Annotated in this window: 15 protein-coding genes; 7 read left to right on the forward strand and 8 right to left on the reverse strand. The window is 65.3% G+C overall.

Annotated elements, in window-relative coordinates:
• Positions 1–12: 12 nt before the first annotated feature.
• The 4 genes from HNE05_RS06290 to HNE05_RS06305 form a co-directional block, all read right to left on the reverse strand.
• On the reverse strand, positions 13–189 hold the full coding sequence (locus tag HNE05_RS06290; RefSeq protein WP_173204422.1) for a hypothetical protein: 177 nt from the start codon (positions 187–189) through the stop codon (positions 13–15).
• Between the two features lie 106 nt (positions 190–295).
• Positions 296–1,012 (reverse strand): substrate-binding periplasmic protein, encoded by a 717-nt coding sequence (locus HNE05_RS06295; protein ID WP_240008825.1) that lies wholly within the window; start codon positions 1,010–1,012, stop codon positions 296–298.
• 91 nt (positions 1,013–1,103) lie between these two features.
• Complete coding sequence (locus HNE05_RS06300; RefSeq protein ID WP_173204426.1) at positions 1,104–1,715, reverse strand: LysE family translocator; 612 nt, start codon at positions 1,713–1,715, stop codon at positions 1,104–1,106.
• 97 nt (positions 1,716–1,812) lie between these two features.
• Positions 1,813–3,390, reverse strand: coding sequence for an ATP-binding response regulator (locus HNE05_RS06305; protein ID WP_219637217.1), 1,578 nt, complete (start codon positions 3,388–3,390; stop codon positions 1,813–1,815).
• A 433-nt stretch (positions 3,391–3,823) separates the two neighbouring features.
• Between HNE05_RS06305 and HNE05_RS06310 the strand changes: the two genes are divergently transcribed.
• The 4 genes from HNE05_RS06310 (at position 3,824) to HNE05_RS06325 (ending at position 7,144) form a co-directional block, all read left to right on the forward strand.
• Entirely contained in the window at positions 3,824–4,789 is a 966-nt protein-coding gene (locus HNE05_RS06310) for a lipin/Ned1/Smp2 family protein (RefSeq protein ID WP_173204427.1), read from the forward strand.
• A gap of 373 nt (positions 4,790–5,162) precedes the next feature.
• A complete protein-coding gene (locus HNE05_RS06315; RefSeq protein WP_173204428.1) occupies positions 5,163–6,284 on the forward strand; it encodes a beta-ketoacyl-ACP synthase III in 1,122 nt (373 codons plus the stop codon).
• Between the two features lie 18 nt (positions 6,285–6,302).
• On the forward strand, positions 6,303–6,911 hold the full coding sequence (locus HNE05_RS06320) for an RNA polymerase sigma factor (protein ID WP_173204429.1): 609 nt from the start codon (positions 6,303–6,305) through the stop codon (positions 6,909–6,911).
• Positions 6,905–7,144 carry an anti-sigma factor family protein gene (locus tag HNE05_RS06325; RefSeq protein ID WP_173204430.1) on the forward strand — a complete coding sequence of 80 codons (240 nt, stop codon included), beginning with the start codon at positions 6,905–6,907 and terminating at the stop codon, positions 7,142–7,144. Before HNE05_RS06320 ends, HNE05_RS06325 begins: the two co-directional genes overlap by 7 nt.
• A 345-nt stretch (positions 7,145–7,489) precedes the next feature.
• Here the strand turns inward: HNE05_RS06325 and HNE05_RS06330 are convergent, their stop codons facing one another.
• The 4 genes from HNE05_RS06330 to HNE05_RS06345 form a co-directional block, all read right to left on the reverse strand.
• On the reverse strand, positions 7,490–7,888 hold the full coding sequence (locus HNE05_RS06330) for an META domain-containing protein (RefSeq protein ID WP_173204431.1): 399 nt from the start codon (positions 7,886–7,888) through the stop codon (positions 7,490–7,492).
• Positions 7,885–8,322, reverse strand: a complete 438-nt coding sequence (locus tag HNE05_RS06335) for a hypothetical protein (RefSeq protein WP_173204432.1) — start codon at positions 8,320–8,322, stop codon at positions 7,885–7,887. The genes HNE05_RS06330 and HNE05_RS06335 overlap by 4 nt, the downstream gene beginning before the upstream one ends.
• Positions 8,323–8,350: 28 nt before the next feature.
• On the reverse strand, positions 8,351–9,346 hold the full coding sequence (locus HNE05_RS06340; RefSeq protein ID WP_173204433.1) for a 2-hydroxyacid dehydrogenase: 996 nt from the start codon (positions 9,344–9,346) through the stop codon (positions 8,351–8,353).
• A 106-nt stretch (positions 9,347–9,452) separates the two neighbouring features.
• On the reverse strand, positions 9,453–12,206 hold the full coding sequence (locus HNE05_RS06345; RefSeq protein ID WP_173204435.1) for a response regulator: 2,754 nt from the start codon (positions 12,204–12,206) through the stop codon (positions 9,453–9,455).
• 176 nt (positions 12,207–12,382) lie between these two features.
• On the opposite strand from HNE05_RS06345, the gene cysM reads away from it, so the two are divergent.
• The 3 genes from cysM to relA all read left to right on the forward strand — a co-directional run bounded on the left by cysM (position 12,383) and on the right by relA (position 17,017).
• On the forward strand, positions 12,383–13,276 hold the full coding sequence (gene cysM, locus HNE05_RS06350; protein ID WP_173204437.1) for a cysteine synthase CysM: 894 nt from the start codon (positions 12,383–12,385) through the stop codon (positions 13,274–13,276).
• A 61-nt stretch (positions 13,277–13,337) separates the two neighbouring features.
• Complete coding sequence (gene rlmD, locus HNE05_RS06355; protein WP_173204450.1) at positions 13,338–14,690, forward strand: 23S rRNA (uracil(1939)-C(5))-methyltransferase RlmD; 1,353 nt, start codon at positions 13,338–13,340, stop codon at positions 14,688–14,690.
• A gap of 80 nt (positions 14,691–14,770) precedes the next feature.
• The gene (relA, locus tag HNE05_RS06360) at positions 14,771–17,017 is read left to right on the forward strand and encodes a GTP diphosphokinase (protein WP_173204454.1); all 2,247 of its coding nucleotides are present in this window, start codon (positions 14,771–14,773) and stop codon (positions 17,015–17,017) included.
• The last annotated feature ends 144 nt before the right edge of the window (positions 17,018–17,161 follow it).

Here is a 17,161-nt window from a genome sequence, read left to right on the forward strand (position 1 = left end):
CGCGTCTCGCGCCTAGCCCCGCGCAAAAACAGGCTCCGTCGCGGCCGTGAACGAAACGGCAACAGACCCTAGGGTAGCGATGTACAGAATGGCCATCTTGCGGATCGAGGTGACGAAGAAGGCAGTACTGCCGGCCGTTGTGGCGGAGTCAATGAGGGCGGCTTCGGGGGCTTTGTAGACGTTGTCCATGGCGTGTCCTTACGAGAATGGGAGGCGGCAGTCTAGTCGATCAGCCTGGCGGTGGAATTGTTCTGCTGCACAGACTTCATTCGACTCCGGATACAGCAGGACGGTCTCAGCGGTACTTGGCCAGGATGGCGGTGAACTCACCGTCGTTGCTCATCTGCACCAGGGCGCGCAGCAGGGGCATGGTTGGCACATCCGGTGCGTCACGGACGATACAGGCGACCAGGTCGCTGGCGACTTCACGGACTGCCGGCAGCTTGCGGTTGGCCGGCTGCTGGCGGTTGAACCAGTTCAGGGACAGTTCATTGCTGACAGTGAAGCGATAACGTTCGGCGACCAGCTTGGTCAGGGCCAGTTCCTGGGTGCGTGAGTCTTCGCGCACCAATTGACCCGTATTGAACTGGCTTTGCAGTTGCGGATAGATGAAGCCCAGCACGGTGCCGATGGTTTCACCCGGCAGCGGGGCCAGCTTGTCGCTAGGGCGGCTAACCAGCAGGTCGCGCTGAACCATGAAAGGCACGCTCCAGATGTACTGGTGGTGGGGCTCCTGCAGCCAGGCCGGGTTGACGTAGCAGCGCACGTCGATCTCGCCGCGCACCAGCATCTGCTGCACGCGCAGGCGTGGCATGACCAGCAGCTCGGCGCGCCGCCCGACCTTCTGCGCCAGGCGCATCTGCAGGTCGTAAAGGATGCCGCCGGTGGCCTTGCCGTTGTCGATCTGCATCATCGGCATGGCCCAGCTCTCGATCACGGAGAAGCGCAAGGGCCGCTCCTCGGCGCCGAGGGTTGCGCTCAACAGCAGCAGGGCAAGTGGCAACAAGCGCATGGCAATACCGGGTTGGCGAGGGACTGCCAGGTGACTGGCGCAGTGCATAGCTTAAGCACAAGCGTGGGCAAAGATTCTTCCGCTGGCGTTTTCAGCGGGTCAGTGGCAGGGCCGTGCCCATTGCCGCGAACATGCCGCCGCAGCAGCGATTGAAGGTCTTGCCGCTGCGCTCCAGCCAGGGCCGAATGCGCTGGGCGAGGCGGGCCAGGATGTATTCCACCAGGCCCTCGACTAGGGCGAAGGTCAGTGCCATCACGGCAAATTGCAGCCAGAGGTTGCCAGCCGGATCGAGGAACTGCGGCAGGAAGGCGCCGTAGAACAGAATCACCTTGGGGTTGGAGATGGCCGACAGCAGGCCCTGGCGCAGCAGCGTCGGGCCGGGCTTCAGTGCGGTCGGGGCGACTGCCGTGAGGTGCAGGGCCGGGGCCCGCCAGAGCTGCAGACCGAGCCAGATCAGATAGGCGCCGCCGAGCCACTTGAGCACCACCAGGGCATTGGCCGAGGCCTGCAGCAGGGCGGCGAGACCGAACATCGACAGGGCCATCAGCAGGACGAAGCCCAGTACGCCGCCGGCGATGGTCCACAGCGTGCGCTGGTGGCCGTAGAGCGCGCCGTGGGTGAGGGCGAGCAGGCCGTTGGGGCCGGGCGTCAGGGCCAAGCCGGTAATCGCGATCAGGTAGATCAGCCAGGTGTGCAGGTGCATGTCCGTCTCTCGGTGGCAGCTGGCCCAAGGTTGCCGCGTTGGCCGCCATTGCGCCAGCGGCATCTCGGCAGGCTGGCGTTTGGCTGCGGCGGGCTGTTCAAGCCGGCGGCTGGGCTGCTGCACTGGGCAGGGAGAAGAGCAGCCGGGTCAGGTCCGCGTCATCATCGACCTGCAGCTCCAGCTGGCCGTGCTGCGCCTCGCTGAGCAGCTTCGCCGAGTAGGTGCCGAGGCCGGTGCCGCCCTGCTTGCCGTAGGTGGCGAACTTGTCGAAGAAGCGTTCGCGGATTTCCAGCGGCACGGCCGGCTGGTTCTCCATGCACAGCTGTACCCGCCCATCCTCCTGGCTCAGCCGGAGGTTCACCTGGCTCTGTGGTGGGGCGGCCTCGCAAGCATTCTTCAGCAGGTTTTGCAGCAGCGAGTAGCACAGCATGGCGTCGCCCAGGCCCTGAGGGGCGCCGCCTTTCGGTAGCTGCAGGTCCAGCTGCAGCTCCTTTTCGGCGAAGGCCGCTCCGGTGGTGCCCAGCAGGCGGCGGAGCATCAGGGCCAGGTCGATCGGCTTGGCGTCCAGCTGGAAGCGGCCGGTTTCGATCTTGTACAACTCGTTGGACAGGTTGACCATCTGCATCAGCTGCAGGCTGCTTTCTTCCACCAGATGGAGCATTTCGGCCTGCTGCGGCTTCAGCTTGCATTCGTTGGCGAGGTTCTGCACCAGGCCGATGATCCCGGCCAGCGGGCCCTTGAGGTCGTGGCGGGTGATGCGTTCGACATCCTCGCGCAGGCGGCTGAGCTCCAGCATGTTGTCGTAGTCGGTCTGCAGGTTCTTGTGCAGCGCCACATAGCGCAGCAGGTTGCGTACCCGCAGTTGCAGCAGCGCCGGGTCGATCGGCTTGGTCACGAAGTCCACGGCGCCCAGCTCCAGACCCTTCTGCCGCGACTCGGCATCGGTCATGGCGGTGATGAAAATCAGCGGCAGGTTGCAGGCCGTGGGGTGTCCGCGCAGCTGCTCGGCCACCTGGAAGCCGTCCATGTCGGGCATCATGATGTCGAGCAGCAGCAAGTCCGGCGGGTCGTCCGAGGTGCAGATATCCAGCGCCTTCTGGCCGTTGTGGGCGATGCGCACGCGGAACTCGTCCTTGAACAGGCCGGAGATCAGCATCAGGTTGTCCGCTACGTCGTCCACCACCAGCAGGGTGGGCCGCTGCTTCTCGCGCGGTTGCGCCGCCCCCTCGGCCGGGGCGCCGGGCGCCTCGGCGCTGGCTGCTGCTGTGCTGCGGTTGGCAACGGGCTCGCGGGGTTGCCGCTGCATGGCGCGCTCGACCCGCTGACCCATTTCCTGGCTGGTATAGGGCTTGAGCAGGATGTCGCTGACCCCGGCTTCTGCCGCCTGGAGGATCTGCGCGCGGTCCGATTCAGCGGTGATCATGATGAACGGCAGGTGCGCCAGGCGCGGGTGCGCGCGCACCGTCTGCAACAGCTCCAGGCCGTCCATCACCGGCATGTTCCAGTCCGAGAGGATCACGTTGACCGGCTGGCGGGTGAGGATGCGCAAGGCGTCGGCACCATTGTTGGCCAGGAGAATATTGTGGGCGCCGAGGGTGCGTAGCTGGGCGGCGTTGATCTTGCGCATGGACTCGACATCGTCGACCACCAGGAAAATGGTATTTGCGGCGAACACTTCAGCATCCTCGATGGTGGAAGGGCGGTATGTGCGTGGGCTATGGCGGCAGAGGGGCGTACTGCAGTGGCCTCCTCGCGGTGTGGCCCGACCATCTCCCGGTGGCGCAGGCTCAACCCAGTTTGGATCAGATTTTGTGCGACGTCCTGCTGGGACGATTCCGACCCGCAACCTCAGATACGCTGCGCGCCGGCTCGGCAGAGGCCGATCGGTGGTGGGCGATAGGTGATGTCGATCACACGTCGGCAAAGTCGAGGCGCCGATCAAAGGATTGCCAACCGCACGCCAGAGCTTGTCGGTGGGCGTGGCGCGCTCGGCCGTGCGCGGCGGCGCTCTGGGTATTCATGTCGGCTTAACAATCGCTGCTTAACTTCTAGCGCGCCCCGCTTCGGGGATGCGCCATAACAACAACGAACCATAAGGAAATGTAGCGATGCGTGTTCTCGCAGCTCTCACCCTGCTGGCCCTGAGTGCCCAGGCCAGCGCCCAATGCCCGGACTTCCAAAGCCCCGCCAACCCGCCGAGTTTCACCAAACCGGCGAAGAAGAGTTTCCGCCACTTTGGCAGCACGGTGCTGGCCGGCCTGTACAAGCCCTGGCACATGGTCCACGACCAGATGGTGCGCAGCGGCCAGGCGGCCACCGTCACCGCCAAGTTCGACTACGACGCGGTATTGCACAAGGATCTGGAAGGCGAGTACGTGCATGCCTACCTGTACGGCACCGGCATGGGCGGCTGGAGCTACCTCGGCCGCCATACCACCGATAGCGACGGCAAGATCAACGTGGCCGTCGGCACCCGGCCGGTGGGCGAGTACCGCCTGCGTTTCGTGGTCGAAGGCGACCTCAGCCAGGTCGACGGTTACCTCAGCGTGGTCGACCCCAACCGCCCGGCCGTGCTGTTCGATATCGATGGCACGCTGACTATCAACGACTTCGAGGCCTATGCCGACTACGTCGGGGTCAAGACCGCACAGGCCTACTACTACGCGCCGCAGACGGTGAAGGCCTACCGCGACAAGGGCTACCAGCTGGTGTTCCTCACCGCGCGGCCGTACTGGGTGACCAAGGATGCCCGCCAGTGGTTCGACTACCAGGGCATCCCGCAGTGGCACTACCGCTCCAATCCCTACGGCGACGGCCCGATTCCGCCGGACACCCAGGCGCACAAGACCAATTATGTGAAGTACCTGCGCGAGCAGGTCGGCCTGAACATCGTGCGCGCCTACGGCAACGCCACCACTGATATTGCCGCCTATGCCGACGGCGGCATTCCCAAGGCGCAGACCTGGATCATCGGCGAGCATGCCGGCAGCAGCGGCACCCAGGCGGTCGACGGCGACTACAGCTACCACTTCAGTACTGTGGTAGCGGCTACCCCGAACGCCAACTGCAATTGATAAGCCGCTCACCCGCTCGTGCAAGGCGAGCGGGTGAGCCGCATGGGGCCAGTGCGGGCATGCCCGTGCGGTGCCCGGCTTCCATCGTGGCGGCGAGCTACCTGTCATTTGGCCGCATGATTGGCGAAACTACCTGCTTCTTCTCTGTGTCTCACTCGCTCTGGCAAGCATCTCCCGTTACAGCGGGGTAGCCCACCGGCAGTCTGCCGAGGCAGCGGCGCGAGCCCGGCTGTGGCAAACTTGATGCTTTAAAGCGGGGCGTGCCACTGCCTGGCGCTGACGCCTCGCTTGACCAAGAATTTCTGCCTGCGGCTGGCCGCAGGCTTATCGCACAACTGGTCGCGCCGACGACCCAGAATAAGAGGAACGCCCCGTGCACAAAGCAGTAATCAGTGGCACTGGCCTGTATACCCCGGCTAACAGCATCTCCAACGAGGAGCTGGTGGTTTCCTTCAACGCCTATGTACAGCAGTTCAACGCCGACAATGCGGCCGCCATCGAGCGCGGCGAAGTCGCGGCGCTGACCGAGTCCAACGCGGCCTTCATCGAGAAGGCGTCGGGCATCAAGAGCCGCTATGTGATCGACAAGGCCGGCATCCTCGACCCGCAGCGCATGACCCCGCGCATTGCCGAACGCAGCAACGAGGAGTGGGGCATTCTCTGCGAGATGGCCGTGGGCGCCACCAAGGAAGCCCTGCAGCGCGCTGGCAAGACCGTCGCCGATATCGATGGGGTGATCGTTGCGTGCTCGAACCTGCAGCGTGCCTACCCGGCCGTGGCCATCGAAGTACAGGCCGCCCTCGGCATCAACGGCTGGGGCTACGACATGAACGTGGCCTGCTCCTCGGCCACCTTCGGCATCCAGGCCGCCACCACCGCGATCCAGACTGGCCAGGCCCGTGCGGTGCTGATGGTCAACCCGGAGATCTGTACCGGTCACCTGAATTTTCGCGACCGCGACAGCCACTTCATCTTCGGCGATGGCGCCACTGCGGTGATCATCGAGCGCGCCGATCTGGCCACCTCGCAATACCAGTGGGACATCGTCGGCACCAAGCTGCTGACCCAGTTCTCCAACAATATCCGCAACAACTTCGGCTTCCTCAATCGCGCGGCGGAAGAGGGCATCGGCGCGCCGGACAAGCTGTTCGTCCAGGAAGGCCGCAAGGTGTTCAAGGAAGTCTGCCCGATGGTCGCCGAGCTGATCGCCGCCCACCTGAACGAGAACCAGATAAACATCACCGACGTGAAGCGCTTCTGGCTGCACCAGGCCAACCTCAACATGAACCTGCTGATCGCCCGCAAGCTGCTCGGTCGCGATGCCCAGGAAGGCGAGGCGCCGGTGATTCTGGATACCTACGCCAACACCAGTTCGGCCGGTTCGGTGATCGCCTTCCACAAGTACCAAGACGACCTGCCGCGTGGGGCGCTGGGCGTGCTCAGCTCCTTCGGTGCGGGTTATTCGATTGGCAGCGTGATCCTGCGCAAGCATTGATAGAGGCTCACGGCGAGCATGTCAGGGAACGACGTCGAGCTGCTCACCCGCCTGCTGGCCGGTGAGCAACAGGCTTTCCGCGAGCTGGTCGCCACCTACCAGGGCGCCATGCGCGCAGTGGCCTATGCGATCGTCGGCAGTCGCAATGCCGACGAAGTGGTGCAGGATGCCTGGCTGGCCGTGGTGCGCAACCTGGAGGGTTTCCAGCAGCGCTCCAGCCTGAAGACCTGGCTGCTGACCATCACCGCCAACACCGCCAAGACCCGTCTCAAACATAATCGCCGCGAAGTGCTGCTGGATGACCTGCCCGGCCCCCACGGCAGCGTCGGTGGCGAGCGTTTCGCCGCGGATGGCCACTGGCAGACGCCGCCCAATGCCTGGCACGAGGACTCGCCCGAAGCCCTGCTGAGCGAGGAAGAGTTGCGTCAGTGCCTGGAAAAGACCCTGGCCAGCCTCTCCGAGATGCAGGCCAGCGTATTGTTGCTGCGCGAGCGTCAGGGCCTGGAATTGGAAGAGATTTGTAATCTTTTGGAGCTTTCTCTCTCCAATGTGCGGGTGCTGTTGCACCGCGCACGGCTCAAGGTGTTCGCCACCCTGGAGCATTTCGAGGAGACCGGTCAATGCTGAGCTGTAAGGAACTGGTAGCTCACTCCAGTGATTATCTCGATGGCCAGTTGAGCCTGCGCGAGCGCCTGGGTGTGCGTGCGCACCTGGCCATGTGTCGCCATTGTCGGCGCTTCATCCGCCAGATGAAGGTGACCCAGGGTGTGTTGCGCAAGCTGCCGGATGCGGCCATTCCCGAACTGGATGTGCTGGCTGAACGCCTGGCGGAGCAGCGCAACCAGTCGCGCCAGGACTAATACGCTAGACGCGCGTGGTCGGTTGGATGCGCGCAGAACCTGTTTACGATCTTCTGAATTAGAGCCAGGCAAGGCGCAACGACCAGCGGGAGTAACAGCCTCAGGCTGGCCCGAAGGGTGAGCGCTAGCGAATCAAACGGTCGAGAGACGAGCGCAGCGAAGTAACAGCCATCGGCTGGCCCATAGGGCGAGCGAAGCGAGTCAAGCGCAGTTTACGAGCTGTAAATGAGCATGACTCGTTTAACTCGCCCTCCGGGTCGCGCTGAAGCGCGTTAGCCGCAAGCGGCTTTCCGAGACCGCTTTTAACGCCGCATGGCCGACAGTCAGGAGATCGTAAATAGGTTCTCAGCCTTCATCCGGCCACAGGCGGATCGGTTTGCCTGTGGCAGGCCACAGGCGCAGTTGGCCAATGCCCGAGACATCCCAACGCTGCACCTGACCCAGGGCTTCGAGGAAGCGCTGTTCCTGCTCCATCAGCGCCGGGGCACACATCTTGCGGGTGCTGCCGGCGGTTTCGAAGCTCAGCTTGTCGCCCTCACGGGTGTAGGCGGCGAACCAGTGGTTGCAGCCGGCGGTGCCGTAGGCGCGGCCATCTTCGCCGAGGGTCACGGTCAGGTGGCTGCGGTCGATCAGCGGACGCTCGCCAATCCACTCGACCCGATAGGTCTTGTCGCTTTCCAGTTGCACCGGGTCGGCGGCGCAACCGGCCAGGCTGGCGGCGAGCAGGGCGAGGGCTGGTTTCATGCGCTTTTCTCCATGCAGCGGGGGCAAAGATGCTGTCCGTTACGGCCGTGCCAGCCGAGTTCCTGGAGGCGGGCATCGGCGGCGGCCGGGCGGGCTTTCTCGCCGAGCGCGGCGTCTACCGCGAATTCGAAGTCCATCTGGGTGGCGCAGCTGTCGCAGGTCACCTGCCAGTTGAGGATAGCCAGTTCGCGGAACACCGGGCCGGTGGCTACGGCGACCCACTGGCCTGGCGGATTGATCAGACGGCGGACCTTTTCCACTTCCAGGCGCAGGGTCAGTTCGCGGCTGCCCTTGAGGGTCACCAGCAGGGTGTCGCCATTCTGGATGGCGCCGCCATTGCCGGTGACCTGATAGCGGCCGGGCACCAGGGCGCGGCATTCGGTCAGGGTGTGCTGTGGGCTGAGCAGGGTGTAGCGAAAGTCGTGTAGAGCCATGAGTCCTCCAAAATCGCAGCGCATGCTATCACGCGCTCTGTGTCACCCGATTGACCGGCTGGCCCGCGCTCCAGGCGGCGATGTTGTCCAGGGTGGTGCGGGCAATTGCCGCCAGCGCCTCGCGGGTGAGGAAGGCCTGGTGGGCGGTGACGATGACGTTGGGGAAGGTCAGCAGGCGTGCCAGCACGTCGTCCTGCAGGGGCAGGTCGGAGCGATCCTCGAAGAACAGCTCGGCTTCTTCTTCGTAGACGTCGATACCGAGGTAGCCGAGTTGGCCGCTTTTCAGCGCGCCGATCAGCGCCGGGGTGTCGACCAGGGCGCCGCGGCCGGTATTGATCAGCATGGCGCCGCGTTTCATCTGCGCCAGGCGCGGGCCATCGATCAGGTGGCGGCTGGCGTCGTTCAGCGGGCAGTGCAGGCTGATGATGTCGCTGCTGGCGATCAGTTCGTCGAGGCCAACCTGCTGGGCGCCGAGTTCGCTCAGGTTGCCGATGGGGTAGGGATCGTAGAGCTGCACCGTGCAGCCGAAGCCGCCCATGATGCGGGCAAAGGCCAGGCCGATCTTGCCGGCACCGATCACGCCGACGCACTTGCCGTGCAGGTCGAAGCCGGTCAGACCGTGCAGGCTGAAGTCGCCTTCGCGGGTGCGGTTGAACGCGCGATGGATGCGCCGGTTGAGGGCCATGATTAGCGCGACCGCATGCTCGGCCACGGCAAAGGGCGAGTAGGCCGGCACGCGCACCACGCTCAGGCCGAGCTGCTGCGCGGCGTCGAGGTCGACATGGTTGTAGCCGGCCGAGCGCAGGGCGATCAGGCGTGTGCCGCCGGCGGCCAGGCGCTCTAGCACGGCGGCGGACAGATCGTCGTTGATAAAGGCGCAGACCACCGGGTAGCCGGCGGCCAGCGCTGCGGTCTGCAGGTTGAGGTGGGCTTCCTGGAACTGCAGGTGCCAGTCGGCGGGCGCGCTGGCGGCGAGGAAACTGTCGCGGTCGTAGGCTTTGCTGCTGAACAGGATGATGCGCATGGCGGTTTCCTGAGGCGGGATGCAGGTTGCCAGCCTGCATCGGTGAGTGGGGCGAGGGCCCGGTAAGCGCGAACGGATGCGCTCGTTCAGCGCCGGTGGCGCCGCTTCAGGCGCCGACGGCAGCTTCTGCGGCCAGGCGCGCGATGGCGGCGTCGAGTTCGTCGAGGGCGCCCTGGGCGGCGGGGCTCTCCTGTTTCAGCAGGGTTTCGCTGCGCTGGCAGGCGGCGCGCAATTGCGGCACGCCGCAGTAGCGGGTGGCGCCGTGCAGGCGGTGCACCCGTTCGATGAGGGCGTTGCGATCACCGCTTTCGCGAGCCTGGCGAATGGTCTGGCGGTCGGCGGCCAGCGAGGCCAGCAGCATGCTCAGCATGTCGGCCGCCAGGTCGGCTTTGCCGGCAGCCAGGCGCAGGCCTTCCTCGGCATCCAGGACGTGCAGCGAGCTGCTGACCGGTACACTGTCGGCGGCACTGGCGGCGACCTGGCCGCGCAGGTCGAGGCCGGTCCACTTGAGCACCACCTGGGCCAGCTGGCGCTCGTTGATCGGCTTGGTCAGGTAGTCGTCCATGCCGCTCTGCAGCAGGGCGCGCTTCTCGTTGGCGAGGGCGTGGGCGGTGAGGGCGACGATCGGCATCGGGCTGCGCTCGCGCTCCTGTTCCCATTGGCGGATCGCCTCGGTGGCCTGCCGTCCGTCCATGCCGGGCATCTGCACATCCATGAAGACCAGATCGAAGTTGTGCTGCTGCACGCTGTCCAGGGCGGCGTAACCGCTGTCCACGGCGACCACCTCGGCGCCCATGTCGCCCAGCAGGGTCTGCACCAGCAGCAGATTGGCCGGGTTGTCGTCGACGCACAGCAGGCGCGGGGCGCGACTGGTCAGCGGTTGGCGGCTCTCGCTGCGCTGCTGGCGCGGGTGGATCAGGTCGGAGAGCGCGCGTTGCAGCTTGCGCGTGCAGGCCGGCTTGGCCTGCAGCTGGCTGTGCGCGTCCGGCAGGCTCTCGTGGTACAGCACCTGCTCGGTGGTCGGGCACAGCACCAGGCTCTTGCAACCGAGGCGGTCGAGGTCCCAGACGCGCTGGCTGAGCTGCTCCGGCGGTAGCTCCTGCACGCGCACGCCGAGCACGGCCAGCTCGATCGGCTGCTTGCTTTGTTGGTGCTGCGCCACGCTTTCCAGCAGGGCATCGAGGCTGGCGAACGGCAGGACCTGCAGGCCGCAATCTTCCAACTGGTGCTGCAGGGCCTGGTTGACCAGGGCGTGGGGTTCCAGCATGGCCACACGGCGGCCGCTGAGTGGCGCCCGCGGCAGGTCTTCGCTGTCGTCGCGGGCCTTGGGCAGGCTCAGGCTGATCCAGAACTCCGAGCCTTCCTCGGGCGCACTGTCGACGCCGATCTCGCCGCCCATCTGTTCGATCAGGCGTTTGGAAATCACCAGGCCCAGGCCGGTGCCGCCGGCCTGGCGCGACAGCGAGTTGTCGGCCTGGCTGAAGGCCTGGAATAGCGCACGTTGGTCTTCGTCGGAGAGGCCGACGCCGGTGTCCTGCACGCTGATGCGCAGCTGCGCGCGGTCGTCGCTTTCGTCCTCGACCATGGCGCGCAGGGCGATGGTGCCTTCGCGGGTGAACTTGATGGCGTTGCTGACCAGGTTGGTCAGCACCTGCTTGAGCCGTTGCGGGTCGCCCTGCAGCGACAGCGGGGTGTCGCGGTAGACCAGGCTGACCAGCTCCAGCTGCTTCTCGTGGGCGGCGGGGGCGAGCAGAGTCAGGGTGTCCTGCAGCAGGTCGCGCAGGTTGAACGGAATGCTTTCCAGGACCAGCTTGCCGGCTTCGATCTTGGAGAAGTCGAGGATCTCGTTGATGATCCCCAGCAGGCTCTCCGCGGATTTCTCGATGGTGCCCAGGTAGTCCTGCTGGCGCGGGGTGAGGTCGCCTTTCTGCAGCAGATTGGTGAAGCCGAGGATGCCGTTGAGCGGGGTGCGGATCTCGTGGCTCATGTTGGCGAGGAACTCGGACTTGATGCGGCTGGCCTCCAGGGCCTCCTTGCGCGCGAAGTCCAGTTCGATGTTCTGGATCTCGATGGTCTCCAGGTTCTGTCGCACGTCTTCTGTGGCCTGGTCGATGCTGTGTTGCAGCTCTTCCTGGGCATTCTGCAGCGATTCGGCCATGCGGTTGATGCCCGATGCCAGCTCGTCCAGTTCATGGTTGCCGAGGGCTGGCAGGCGCGTCTGCAGATTGCCGTCCTTGAGCTGGGCCACACCCTGTTTGATGCTGCGCAGCGGTTCGTTGATGGTGCGGCTCATGCGCAGGGCGAGCAGGGCGGTGACGGCCAGCCCGGTGACGATCAGCAACAGGCTGGCGAACAGGCTGCGATAGCCCTGCAGCAGGGTGCGGTGGTGTGACAGCTCCAGCTCGACCCAGCCGATCAGGCGGTTGGCTTCGTCGTCGCTCTGCTCGCTGACCAGGCTGCGATGGCGGCCGTAGACCGGCAGCAGAAAACGCGTGGCATCCTCGCCGTCGCTCTGCACCAGCGGGCTGCCATCGCTCTGTGGCGGCGGGCTGAGCATGCTCGGGCCGGCCTGGGCCAGCGGTTGGCGTTGGCTGGAGAGGAAGCTGACGGCGCGCACATCGGCCTGGTTGAGGGTTTCCTGGGCCAGCCGTTCGAGCAGCTTGGCGTCGTTGCGGCCCAGCGCCGGCGCGGCCAGGGGCGCCAGTTGCTGCACCACCAGTTCGCCACGCTGTTGCAGCTGGGCACGCAATTCGGCCAGCTGCATCGAGGTGAAATAGCCACCCAGAACCAGGGCCAGCAGGCTGGTGGGCAGCAGGGTGAGCAGCAGCACGCGGCCCTTGATGCCGAGTTCCTTGAACACGGGGTTCTCCAGCAGGTAAGTGTTCGTCGAGTTTAGCGGCTGACCGGGGTGGCTGACAGCCGTTTGCGTCTCTATATAAGCCTCGGTAACAAGCTGCGAAGTTCCTGCGATATGGCGCGCGGCGGTTTGCCGTTATCATGGGCGCCTCTATCTGTACCCGGATCATTCAGTTCGCCATGACCCTGCAGTTTCCCACCATCGCCGATTGCATCGGCAACACCCCGCTGGTTCGCCTGCAACGCCTGCCCGGCAACACCTCCAACACCTTGCTGGTGAAGCTGGAAGGTAACAATCCGGCCGGCTCGGTGAAGGATCGCCCGGCGCTGTCGATGATCAGCCGTGCCGAGCAGCGTGGCGATATCCAGCCCGGCGACGTGCTGATCGAGGCCACCAGCGGCAACACCGGCATCGCCCTGGCCATGGCCGCGGCGATCAAGGGTTACCAGATGGTGTTGATCATGCCGGACAACTCTACCGCCGAGCGCAAGGCGGCGATGACTGCTTACGGTGCCGAGCTGATCCTGGTCGACAGCATGGAAGGCGCCCGCGACCTGGCCCTGCAGATGCAGGCCGATGGCCGTGGCAAGGTGCTCGACCAGTTCGCCAACGGCGACAACCCGGTGGCTCACTACACCGGCACCGGCCCGGAGATCTGGCAGCAGACCCAGGGCAGCATCACCCACTTCATCAGTTCCATGGGCACCACCGGCACCATCATGGGCGTGTCGCGTTACCTCAAGGAACAGAACCCGGCGGTGCAGATCGTCGGCCTGCAGCCCCAGGAAGGTTCGGCCATCCCCGGCATCCGTCGCTGGCCCGAGGAATACCTGCCGAAGATCTTCGACGCCACGCGGGTGGATCGGGTGATCGACATGAGCCAGCTGGAAGCCGAGCAGGTGATGCGGCGCCTGGCCCGCGAGGAAGGCATCTTCTGCGGCGTGTCTTCCGGCGGTTCGGTGGCGGCCATGCTGCGCCTGTCGCAGGAAGTGGAGAACGCGGTGATGGTGGCGATCATTTGCGACCGCGGCGACCGCTACCTGTCCACCGGCGTCTACGACGACCCGCAATAATTTTCACGGCTGCAGCCAGGCTGCGGCCCACGTTCAGCGTATCGATCAGCAGGTAATCCAGATGGCCAAGCGCAGCGGTGGCTTGCGTTTCCAACCCAGCGGCGGCGAGCGCAAGGCGCAAGTGCCAGTGGGCAAGAAGCAGAAGCTCAGCATCGAGCGGCTGGCCAACGATGGCCGCGGCATTGCCTTCGTCGACGGCCGCAGCTGGTTTGTCGCCGGCGCGCTGCCGGGCGAGGAGGTCGAAGCGCGCGTGCTGGCGGCCCGCAGCCAGGTGGTCGAGGCCCGCGCCGAACGCATCCTGCAGGCAGTGGAACTGCGTCGTCAGCCGCCTTGCGCGCATGCTGGCACTTGCGGCGGCTGCACTCTGCAGCACCTGCCGCACGCCGAGCAGCTTGCCCTGAAACAGCGCAGCCTGAGTGAGCAGCTGCAGCGAGTGGGCGGAATTGAGCCCGAACAGTGGGCCGCACCGTTGGTCGGCCCCGAGTTCGCCTACCGCCGCCGCGCGCGCATCGCCGTGCGCTGGGACGTCAAGAACAAGCAGTTGGAGGTGGGTTTCCGCGCCGCCGCCAGCCAGGACATCGTCGCCATCGCCGACTGCCCGGTACTGGTACAGCCCTTGCAGCCTTTGCTGCGCGCGTTACCGCTGTTACTGCGCAGCCTGGACAAACCCCAGGCGCTCGGCCACGTCGAACTGTTCCACGGCACCCAGGCGGCCCTGCTGCTGCGCCACACGGCGCCGCTGGGCGAGGCCGACCTGGCGCGCCTGCGCAGCTTCTGCGCCGAGCACCAGGCGCAGCTGTGGCTGCACGGTGCCGGCGAGCCGGAGGCCGATCAGCCCGGGCTGAGCCTGGGTTACCGTCTGGAACCGTGGAACCTGGAGCTGCAGTACCGCCTGGGCGATTTCGTCCAGGTCAACGGGCCGGTCAATCAGGCGATGGTCGAACAGGCACTAGACTGGTTGGCAGCGCAGACTGGCGAGCGGGTGCTGGATCTGTTCTGCGGCCTGGGCAACTTTGCCCTGCCGCTGGCGCAGCAGGTTGCCGAAGTGGTGGCGGTGGAAGGGGTGCAGACGATGGTTGAGCGGGCGCGTGACAATGCCCGCGCCAATGGCCTGAGTAACCTGCACTTTTTTCGCGCCGACCTGTCGAAACCGCTGGCCGAGGGCGGTTGGGCCCGGCAGCAGTTTGATGCGGTATTGCTCGATCCGCCGCGTGATGGCGCGTTCGAGGTGGTCAAGCAGATTGCTGTGCTGGGTGCCCGGCGTCTGGTCTATGTATCGTGCAATCCGGCGACCCTGGCCCGCGATGCGGCCGAGCTGGTGCGTCAGGGTTATCGGCTGAAACGGGCCGGCATTCTCGACATGTTTCCGCAGACGGCGCATGTCGAGGCCATGGCGTTATTCGAGGCGGGCTAGGATGCTCGCGTAGTCTGACCAGTCCCGAGAGGCTGGCGATATTTCTGCGAGTCGAACGCTCGCCGTAGGGAAGGTAAGAGATGGTACAGGTCAGGGCTCATCAGCCGATCAACGATGACGGCAGCATCAACCTGGAAGCGTGGCTGGACCACACCCTGAAAGCCGATCCGGCGCTGGACCGCGCTGCGCTGCAAGTCGCTTGCGAGTTCGCCCGCGATGCCGAGCAACAGGCCAACGCCGCGCAGAACCTGTGGGCCGAGGGCAACTCCAGCTTCCGCACCGGTCTGGAGATCGCCGAGATCCTCGCCGACCTCAAACTCGACCAGGATTCGCTGGTGGCTGCGGTGATCTACCGCGCCGTGCGCGAAGGCAAGATCACCCTCAAGACGGTGCAGGAAAAGTTCGGCGCGGTAGTAGCCAAGCTGGTCGAGGGCGTGCTGCGCATGGCGGCGATCAGCGCCTCGCTGAATCCGCGCGACTCCCTGGTGCTTGGCTCCCAGGCGCAGGTGGAAAACCTGCGCAAGATGCTGGTGGCCATGGTCGATGACGTGCGCGTGGCACTGATCAAGCTGGCCGAGCGCACCTGCGCGATCCGTGCGGTCAAGCATGCCGACGACGAGAAGCGCCATCGCGTGGCCCGCGAGGTGTTCGACATCTATGCGCCGCTGGCTCACCGCTTAGGCATTGGCCATATCAAGTGGGAGCTGGAGGACCTGTCCTTCCGCTACCTGGAGCCCGAGCAGTACAAGCAGATCGCCAAGCTGCTGCACGAGCGCCGCCTCGATCGCGAGCAGTACATCAACGATGTGATGAAGCAGCTGCGCGAGGAACTGACCGCCGCCGGGATCAAGCCGGACATCAGCGGGCGGGCCAAACACATCTATTCGATCTGGCGCAAAATGCAGCGCAAGGGCCTGCAGTTCAGCCAGATCTACGACGTGCGCGCGGTGCGCGTGCTGGTGCCGGAGATGCGCGACTGCTACACCGCGCTGGGCATCGTGCACAGCCTGTGGCGGCACATCCCCAAGGAGTTCGACGACTACATCGCCAACCCCAAGGAGAACGGCTACCGCTCGCTGCATACGGCGGTGATCGGCCCGGACGGCAAGGTGCTGGAAGTGCAAATCCGCACCTCGGCCATGCACGAGGAAGCCGAGCTGGGCGTGTGCGCGCACTGGAAGTACAAGGGCACCGACGTCAAAGGCAACTCGGACCACTACGAAGAGAAGATCTCCTGGCTGCGCCAGGTGCTCGAGTGGCACGAGGAACTCGGCGACATCGGCGGCCTGGCCGAACAGCTGCGCGTGGATATCGAGCCGGACCGGGTCTACGTGTTCACCCCGGACGGTCACGCCATCGACCTGCCCAAGGGCGCCACGCCGCTGGACTTCGCCTACCGCGTACACACCGAGATCGGTCACAACTGCCGTGGCGCCAAGATCAACGGGCGCATCGTGCCGCTCAGCTACAGCCTGCAGACCGGCGAGCAGGTGGAGATCATCACCGGCAAGAACGGCTCGCCGAGCCGCGACTGGTTGAACTCCAACCTCGGCTACATCACCACCTCGCGGGCGCGGGCGAAGATCGTCCACTGGTTCAAGCTGCAGGACCGCGACCAGAACGTCGCCGCCGGCAAGGTCATGCTCGAACGCGAATTGGCGCGCCTGGCGTTGCCGCACGTGGACTTCGACAAGCTGGCCGACAAGTGCAACATGAAGACCGCCGAGGACATGCAGGCTGCCCTCGGTGCCGGTGACCTGCGCCTGGCCCACGCGGTCAACATGGCGCAGCAACTGGTCGAGCCGGAGCGTGGCAACGAACAGCTGGAGCTGATCCCGCGGCGGGTCAGCAGCGGTTACAAGCCGGGCAAGCGCGGCGATATCCAGATCCAGGGTGTCGGCAACCTGCTGACGCAGATGGCCGGCTGTTGCCAGCCGCTGCCGGGCGACCCGATCGTCGGCTACATCACCGTGGGCCGTGGGGTGTCCATCCACCGCCAGGACTGCGCCTCGGTGCTGCAACTGTCCGGGCGCGAGCCGGAGCGGATCATCCAGGTCAGCTGGGGCCCGGTGCCGGTGCAGACCTACCCGGTGGATATCGTGATCAAGGCCTACGACCGCTCCGGCCTGCTGCGCGACGTCTCCCAGCTGCTGCTCAACGAACGCCTCAACGTGCTGGCGGTGAACACCCGCTCGAACAAGGAAGACAACACCGCGTCGATGTCGATCACCGTGGAGATTCCCGGGCTGGATGCGCTGGCGCGCCTGCTGGGGCGTATCTCGCAGCTGCCCAATATTATCGAGGCCCGCCGCAGCCGCAGCAGTTGAGCTGCTGCGCTCGGTCTGGCGTTGTTGAAGTGGCACCGGAAAATGCTCATTGGCTACAGCCAACTCCGCTTTTCCGACGCCACTTCGCCTAGCCAGCCCTTCGCTCGCGACGCTCAACCCGAATGAATAATTCCAGTCCGTAGC

The organism is Pseudomonas campi (assembly GCF_013200955.2).
GTDB lineage: Bacteria > Pseudomonadota > Gammaproteobacteria > Pseudomonadales > Pseudomonadaceae > Aquipseudomonas > Aquipseudomonas campi.

Bases quoted from the DNA above. Each gene is read 5' to 3' on its own strand.
- HNE05_RS06295 (WP_240008825.1), bottom strand. From the start codon at position 1,012: ATGCGCTTGTTGCCACTTGCCCTGCTGCTGTTGAGCGCAACCCTCGGC.
- HNE05_RS06330 (WP_173204431.1), bottom strand. From the start codon at position 7,888: ATGAAACCAGCCCTCGCCCTGCTCGCCGCCAGCCTGGCCGGTTGCGCC.
- HNE05_RS06340 (WP_173204433.1), bottom strand. From the start codon at position 9,346: ATGCGCATCATCCTGTTCAGCAGCAAAGCCTACGACCGCGACAGTTTC.
- cysM (WP_173204437.1), top strand. From the start codon at position 12,383: ATGACCCTGCAGTTTCCCACCATCGCCGATTGCATCGGCAACACCCCG.
- HNE05_RS06310 (WP_173204427.1), top strand. From the start codon at position 3,824: ATGCGTGTTCTCGCAGCTCTCACCCTGCTGGCCCTGAGTGCCCAGGCC.
- HNE05_RS06290 (WP_173204422.1), bottom strand. From the start codon at position 189: ATGGACAACGTCTACAAAGCCCCCGAAGCCGCCCTCATTGACTCCGCC.
- relA (WP_173204454.1), top strand. From the start codon at position 14,771: ATGGTACAGGTCAGGGCTCATCAGCCGATCAACGATGACGGCAGCATC.
- HNE05_RS06335 (WP_173204432.1), bottom strand. From the start codon at position 8,322: ATGGCTCTACACGACTTTCGCTACACCCTGCTCAGCCCACAGCACACC.
- HNE05_RS06325 (WP_173204430.1), top strand. From the start codon at position 6,905: ATGCTGAGCTGTAAGGAACTGGTAGCTCACTCCAGTGATTATCTCGAT.
- rlmD (WP_173204450.1), top strand. From the start codon at position 13,338: ATGGCCAAGCGCAGCGGTGGCTTGCGTTTCCAACCCAGCGGCGGCGAG.
- HNE05_RS06300 (WP_173204426.1), bottom strand. From the start codon at position 1,715: ATGCACCTGCACACCTGGCTGATCTACCTGATCGCGATTACCGGCTTG.
- HNE05_RS06320 (WP_173204429.1), top strand. From the start codon at position 6,303: ATGTCAGGGAACGACGTCGAGCTGCTCACCCGCCTGCTGGCCGGTGAG.